Here is a 6300-nt window from a genome sequence, read left to right on the forward strand (position 1 = left end):
TGGGCGCTGGGCGTCTCGCGGGGGACGCTCGACCCGCGCACCCCGCCGCTCTGGCAGGGCGCGGCGGCGCAGGTCTTCGAGCCGGGCGAGGACGCGGCGGTCGGGACGGCCGTACGGCAGCAGTACGCGGCGACCCGCGAGCAGATCCACCCGGGGGCGTTCGGTCCCGGGATGTGACGGACGTACGGAAGGGGCGGGACCCGTTCTCGCGGGACCCGTTCTCGCGGGACCCGTTCTGGCAGGACCCGTTCTGGCGGGACCGTTCTGGCAGGACCCGACCGTTCATTGCGGGACCGTTCTTGTACGGGGTGACCCGACCGCCCCTGTACGCGACCGGCACCCCGGCGCCTCCCGGTGTGAGACAGCGCACACTTGGCGCCGCTCCGTACGCCACACGCCCAGTACAGCGCGCTTCTTGACCCGGCCTTGGACGTAAATCCATACGGCTCCGCCGCCCGGGTGTCGCAAGATGGGTCCGACCCCCGATCTTGCCGACCCCGAGAGACTCCGCGTGCTGCTACGACTCCTGCGTACCCATCTCGCCCCGTACAAAAGAGCGATAGGTCTGCTGGTCGCGCTCCAGCTGCTCCAGACCGCCGCCACCCTCTACCTGCCCACGCTCAACGCGGACATCATCGACAACGGTGTCGTGAAGGGGGACACGGGCTACATCCTGCGCTTCGGCGGGATCATGATCGCCGTCAGTGTCGGCCAGGTGATCTGCAACATCGGCGCGGTCTACTACGGCGCCCGCACCGCCTCCGCGCTCGGCAGGGACGTCCGGGCCGCCGTATTCGGGCGGGTGCAGAGCTTCTCCGCCCGCGAGGTCGGGCAGTTCGGGGCCCCGTCCCTGCTCACCCGTACCACCAATGACGTGCAGCAGGTCCAGATGCTGACGCTGATGTCGTTCACGCTGATGGTGTCGGCGCCCATCATGTGTGTCGGGGGCATCATCATGGCGCTCGGCCAGGACGTGCCGCTGTCGTCCGTGCTGCTGGCCGTCGTGCCGGTGCTGGGGATCTCGGTGAGCCTCATCGTCCGGAAGATGCGGCCGCTCTTCCGGGCCATGCAGACCCGGCTGGACTCGGTGAACCGGATCCTGCGCGAGCAGATCACCGGCAACCGTGTGATCAGGGCGTTCGTCCGGGACGACTACGAGAAGAAGCGTTTCGGGGCAGCCAACACCGAGCTGACCGACGTCGCGCTGTCGACCGGCCGGCTGATGGCGCTGATGTTCCCGACCGTGATGACGGTCGTCAACGTCTCGTCGATCGCCGTCGTCTGGTTCGGGGCGCACCGCATCGAGAGCGGCGGGATGCAGATCGGCGCGCTGACCGCGTTCCTCGCCTACCTGATGCAGATCGTGATGGCCGTGATGATGGCCACCTTCATGTTCATGATGGTGCCGCGCGCCGAGGTGTGCGCGGAGCGCATCGAGGAGGTGCTGGACACGCGGTCCAGCGTCGTACCGCCGGAGGCTCCGGTGACGGAGCTGCGGCGGCACGGTCATCTGGAGGTACGGGGCGGGGAGTTCCGCTTCCCCGGGGCCGAGGAGCCGGTGCTCAAGGACGTCTCCCTGGTGGCACGCCCGGGCGAGACGACCGCCGTCATCGGGTCGACGGGCAGCGGCAAGTCGACGCTGCTGAGCCTGGTCCCGAGGCTGATCGACACCACCGGCGGGGAGGTGCTCGTGGACGGCCAGGACGTACGCGGCCTTGATCCGGCGCTGTTGGCGAAGACCGTGAGCCTGGTCCCGCAGAAGCCGTACCTCTTCTCGGGGACGGTGGCGACCAATCTGCGGTACGGCAAGCCGGACGCGACCGACGAGGAGCTGTGGCACGCGCTGGAGGTGGCGCAGGCCAAGGACTTCGTCTCCGCGCTGGACGGCGGCCTGAACGCCGCGATATCCCAGGGCGGTACGAACGTCTCCGGCGGACAGCGCCAACGCCTGGCCATCGCCAGGACGCTGGTGCAGCGCCCGGAGATATACCTGTTCGACGACTCGTTCTCGGCGCTGGACTACGCGACGGACGCGGCGCTGCGGCGCGCGCTCGCGCGGGAGACCGCGGAGGCGACGGTGGTGATCGTCGCCCAGCGGGTGTCCACCATCCGTGACGCGGACCGGATCATCGTCCTGGACGAGGGCCGGGTGGTCGGCAGCGGCCGGCACCACGAGCTGATGGCGGGCAACGAGACATACCGGGAGATCGTTCTCTCCCAGCTGACCGAGGCGGAGGCTGCCTGATGAGCGGTCCTGGCGGACGCATGATGATGGCCGCGGGCCCCACGCAGCGGTCCATGGACTTCAAGGGATCGAGCAAGCGGCTGCTGAAGCTGCTCGCCGTGGAGAGGACCACCCTCTGGTGGATGCTCGGCGCCGGTGTGCTGAGCGTCGCCTTCTCGGTGACCGGCCCCAAGATCCTGGGCCGGGCCACCGACCTGATCTTCGCGGGGGTGGTCGGCGGCCAGATGCGGGAGGGCACCACCAAGGCGCAGGCCGTCGATTCGCTGCGGGACAAGGGCGACAACGGTCTTGCCGACGTGCTCTCGGGGGTGGACTTCACCCCGGGCCACGGCATCGACTTCGACGCGATCGGCGAAGTGCTGCTCGTGACGCTGCTGATCTACCTGGGCGCCGGGCTGCTCATGCTGGTGTCGACGCGCCTCTCGATCCGGGTCATCAACGGCACGGTCTTCCGGATGCGCGAGGCGGTCCAGGCGAAGATGTCGCGGCTGCCGCTCTCGTACTTCGACCAGCAGCCGCGCGGTGAGGTGCTCAGCCGGGCGACGAACGACGTCGACAACATCTCGCAGACCATGCAGCAGACGATGGGGCAGCTGATCAACTCGGTGCTGACGATCGTCGGCGTGCTGGGGATGATGTTCTGGATCTCGCCGCTGCTGGCCCTGGTGGCGCTGGTGACCGTACCGGTGTCGATCTTCGTGGCGACGCGGATCGGGAAGCGGTCGCAGCCGCACTTCGTGCAGCAGTGGAAGGTCACGGGCACGCTGAACGCGCACATCGAGGAGATGTACACCGGGCACGCGCTGGTGAAGGTCTTCGGGCGCGCCGAGCAGTCCGCGGAGGCGTTCCGCGAGGAGAACGTCAAGCTGTACGAGGCCGGGTTCAAGGCGCAGTTCAACAGCGGGATCATGCAGCCGCTGATGCTCTTCATCTCGAACCTGAACTATGTGCTGATCGCGGTCGTCGGCGGGCTGCGGGTCGCCTCGGGCACCCTGTCGATCGGGGACGTACAGGCGTTCATCCAGTACTCGCGGCAGTTCTCGATGCCGCTGACGCAGGTCGCGTCGATGGCGAACCTGGTGCAGTCCGGGGTCGCCTCGGCCGAGCGGATCTTCGATCTGCTGGACGCGCCGGAGCAGGAGCCCGACACCCCGGCGGTGGAGCGGCTGCGCAAGGAGTCGCTGGGCCGGGTGGCGCTGGAGCACGTGTCCTTCCGGTACGACCCCGAGAAGCCGCTGATCGAGGATCTGTCGCTGTCGGTGGAGCCGGGTCAGACGGTGGCGATCGTGGGGCCGACGGGGGCGGGCAAGACCACGTTGGTGAATCTGCTGATGCGGTTCTACGAGGTCACGGGCGGGCGGATCACGCTCGACGGGGTGGACGTGGCGCGGATGTCCCGGGAGCAGCTGCGCTCCGGGATAGGCATGGTCCTCCAGGACACCTGGCTGTTCGGCGGGAGCATCGCCGACAACATCGCGTACGGATCGTCCCGTGAGGTCACGCGCGAGGAGGTCGAGGAGGCCGCGCGGGCCGCGCACGCGGACCGGTTCGTCCGGACCCTGCCCGAGGGGTACGACACCGTCATCGACGACGACGGTACGGGCGTCAGCGCCGGCGAGAAGCAACTGATCACCATCGCGCGGGCGTTCCTGTCCGACCCGGTGATCCTCGTGCTGGACGAGGCGACCAGCTCGGTCGACACGCGCACCGAGGTCCTCATCCAGCGGGCGATGGCGCGCCTCGCCCACGGCCGTACGAGCTTTGTCATCGCGCACCGGCTCTCCACGATCCGGGACGCCGACGTCATCCTCGTCATGGAGAACGGCTCGATCGTCGAACAGGGCACGCACGAGGAACTGCTCGCGGCGGAGGGGGCGTACGCGCGGCTGTACGCGTCGCAGTTCGCCCAGGCGGTCGCCGAGGTCGACTGAGGTCGACGTCTGCGTCGACGCGGCGCCGCACCCGGGTTCACGGGGTGCGGCGCCGCTGTCAGTCCAGGTAGCCGCGCAGCTGATCCGCGTAGGTGTGGTTACGCAGTTTGCCGAGGGTCTTCGCCTCTATCTGGCGTATGCGCTCCCGCGTGACGCCGAAGATGCTGCCGATCTCCTCCAGCGTGCGCGGGCGGCCGTCGTCCAGCCCGTACCGCAGTTGTACGACCTTGCGTTCGCGCTCGCCGAGGGTGGAGAGGACCGCGTTCAGGTGCTGGCGCAGCAGCAGGAAGGCGGCGGACTCGACGGGGGACGCGGCGTCGCCGTCCTCGATCAGGTCGCCGAGCGCCACTTCGTCCTCCTCGCCCACCGGGGTGTGCAGGGAGATGGGCTCCTGGGCGAGGCGCAGCACTTCGCCGACGCGCTCGGGGGAGACGTCCAGCTGGGCCGCGACCTCCTCGGCGCTGGGCTCGTAACCCCGCTCCTGGAGCAGCCGGCGCTGGACGCGGACGACCCGGTTGATCAGCTCGACCACGTGGACGGGGACCCGGATGGTACGGGCCTGGTCGGCCAGCGCCCGGGACATGGCCTGGCGGATCCACCAGGTCGCGTACGTCGAGAACTTGAAGCCGCGGGCGTAGTCGAACTTCTCGACGGCCCGGATCAGCCCGAGGTTGCCCTCCTGGACGAGGTCGAGCATGGTCAGGCCGCGGCCGATGTAGCGCTTGGCGACGGAGACGACGAGGCGCAGGTTGGCCTCGATCAGCCGGCGCTTGGCCATCCGGCCCATGACCACGAGGCGGTCGAGGTCGTGGGCGAGGCGGGAGTCCAGGTCGGTGGCGGTGCCGAGCTTCTCCTCGGCGAAGAGGCCGGCCTCGACGCGGCGGGCCAGCTCGACCTCCTCGGCGGCGGTGAGCAGCGGGATGCGGCCGATCTCGCGCAGGTACTGGCGGAACAGGTCGGAGGTGGGGCCGCTGTCGGCGCGGCTGCCCCGGCGGGGCTCGGGCACGTCGTCCACGGGGTCCTCGGTGAGGGTCTCGACGACGGTCACCCGGCCCTCGGCGTCGGACTTCGCTCTGTCGAGGTGGAGGCTGTCGGGGTGGAGTGTCCGGACCACCTCCGGGTGGTGCGCGGCGCGGTTCTGGGCCGGGACGGCCGGTGAGAGGGCCGAGACGGCCGGTGACAGGGCCGGTTGTTCGGTCAGGTAGGCCGTGAGGTCTTTGGTCAGCGTCAAGGCCGGGCTCACGGACTGGGTCTGGGTCTGCACGGGGGGCGACCTCCAGGGTGATCACTGCCGGTTCGGGGGCGTGCGGCAGCGGGACGCAAACGGCCGGGCCGCATCCGTCCCGTACACGATGAGCGGATCCCGCGGGGGTGCGGCGCCCGGCGTGCGTAGCCGGGCCGCGCCCCGGGGACTCAGGCACCGCAACCAGTGTGGGGTACGACACATCGCCGCCACGAGGGGCGTGCGGTGTTTTTCTGCGTCCCGTGCGTGACCGGGCCGTTACGGAAGGGTGTCGTCCGGGATGACGGCGGGCGAGCCGGGTCAGGGCCGCCGGGTCGTCAGAGCGCGGCCGCGCCCTGGTTGCGCAGGGACTGGCCGTACTGCTGGAGCACCCACAACTCGTTCTGTACGGCGGCGTAGTGCTCCGGGTCCGAGTGGGTGCCGAGGCGGGTCAGGGTGCCCGTGACGTCGCGGATCCGCAGGTCGACCGCGCGCAGCCGGACCTGGACGAGCTGCTCCCCCGCGTAGGTCTCGTCGATCGTCTTGCCGTGGAAGACCTCGACCGCCAGCTCCGTGACCATCGCCCGCACCGCGTCGTTGGGCGCGGCGTCGCGGACCCGGGCCAGGTACTCGAAGGCGGCCCCCACGCCCTGTTCGGCGCCGCCCGCGTCCTCGATGGCGCGGCGCACGGCCGCGTACGGCTGGGCGGTGAACTCGTCGCTGCCGTACGCGTCGAAGGCCGGGGAGACCAGTTCCGGCCGCTGGAGGGCGAGCTTGAGCAGCTCGCGCTCGGTGCGGTGGGCGGGGCTGCGGAGGTTCAGCGCGGGTCCTGAGGGGCCGCGGCCGGCCGGTGCCTGGGCGCCGTGGGACCCCTGCGGGTCGTTGCGCCGGGCGCCGCGCTC

At 70.2% G+C, this 6300-nt stretch carries 2 protein-coding genes and 3 pseudogenes; 3 read left to right on the forward strand and 2 right to left on the reverse strand.

What is annotated here, in order from left to right:
• The 3 genes and pseudogenes from GT042_RS13875 to GT042_RS13885 all read left to right on the forward strand — a co-directional run.
• Positions 1 to 177 (forward strand): annotated as a pseudogene (locus GT042_RS13875) (sugar kinase); the annotation flags it as partial.
• A gap of 334 nt (positions 178 to 511) precedes the next feature.
• Positions 512 to 2245, forward strand: coding sequence for an ABC transporter ATP-binding protein (locus GT042_RS13880; RefSeq protein WP_161309016.1), 1734 nt, complete (start codon positions 512 to 514; stop codon positions 2243 to 2245).
• On the forward strand, positions 2245 to 4176 hold the full coding sequence (locus GT042_RS13885) for an ABC transporter ATP-binding protein (protein WP_161309017.1): 1932 nt from the start codon (positions 2245 to 2247) through the stop codon (positions 4174 to 4176). The genes GT042_RS13880 and GT042_RS13885 overlap by 1 nt, the downstream gene beginning before the upstream one ends.
• A 58-nt stretch (positions 4177 to 4234) precedes the next feature.
• Here GT042_RS13885 and GT042_RS13890 read toward each other — a convergent pair.
• Positions 4235 to 5597: pseudogene (locus GT042_RS13890) on the reverse strand (RNA polymerase sigma factor).
• Between the two features lie 139 nt (positions 5598 to 5736).
• Positions 5737 to 6300, reverse strand: a pseudogene (locus tag GT042_RS13895) (DNA primase); the annotation flags it as partial.

The organism is Streptomyces sp. SID3212 (assembly GCF_009865405.1).
Classification (GTDB): Bacteria; Actinomycetota; Actinomycetes; order Streptomycetales; family Streptomycetaceae; genus Streptomyces.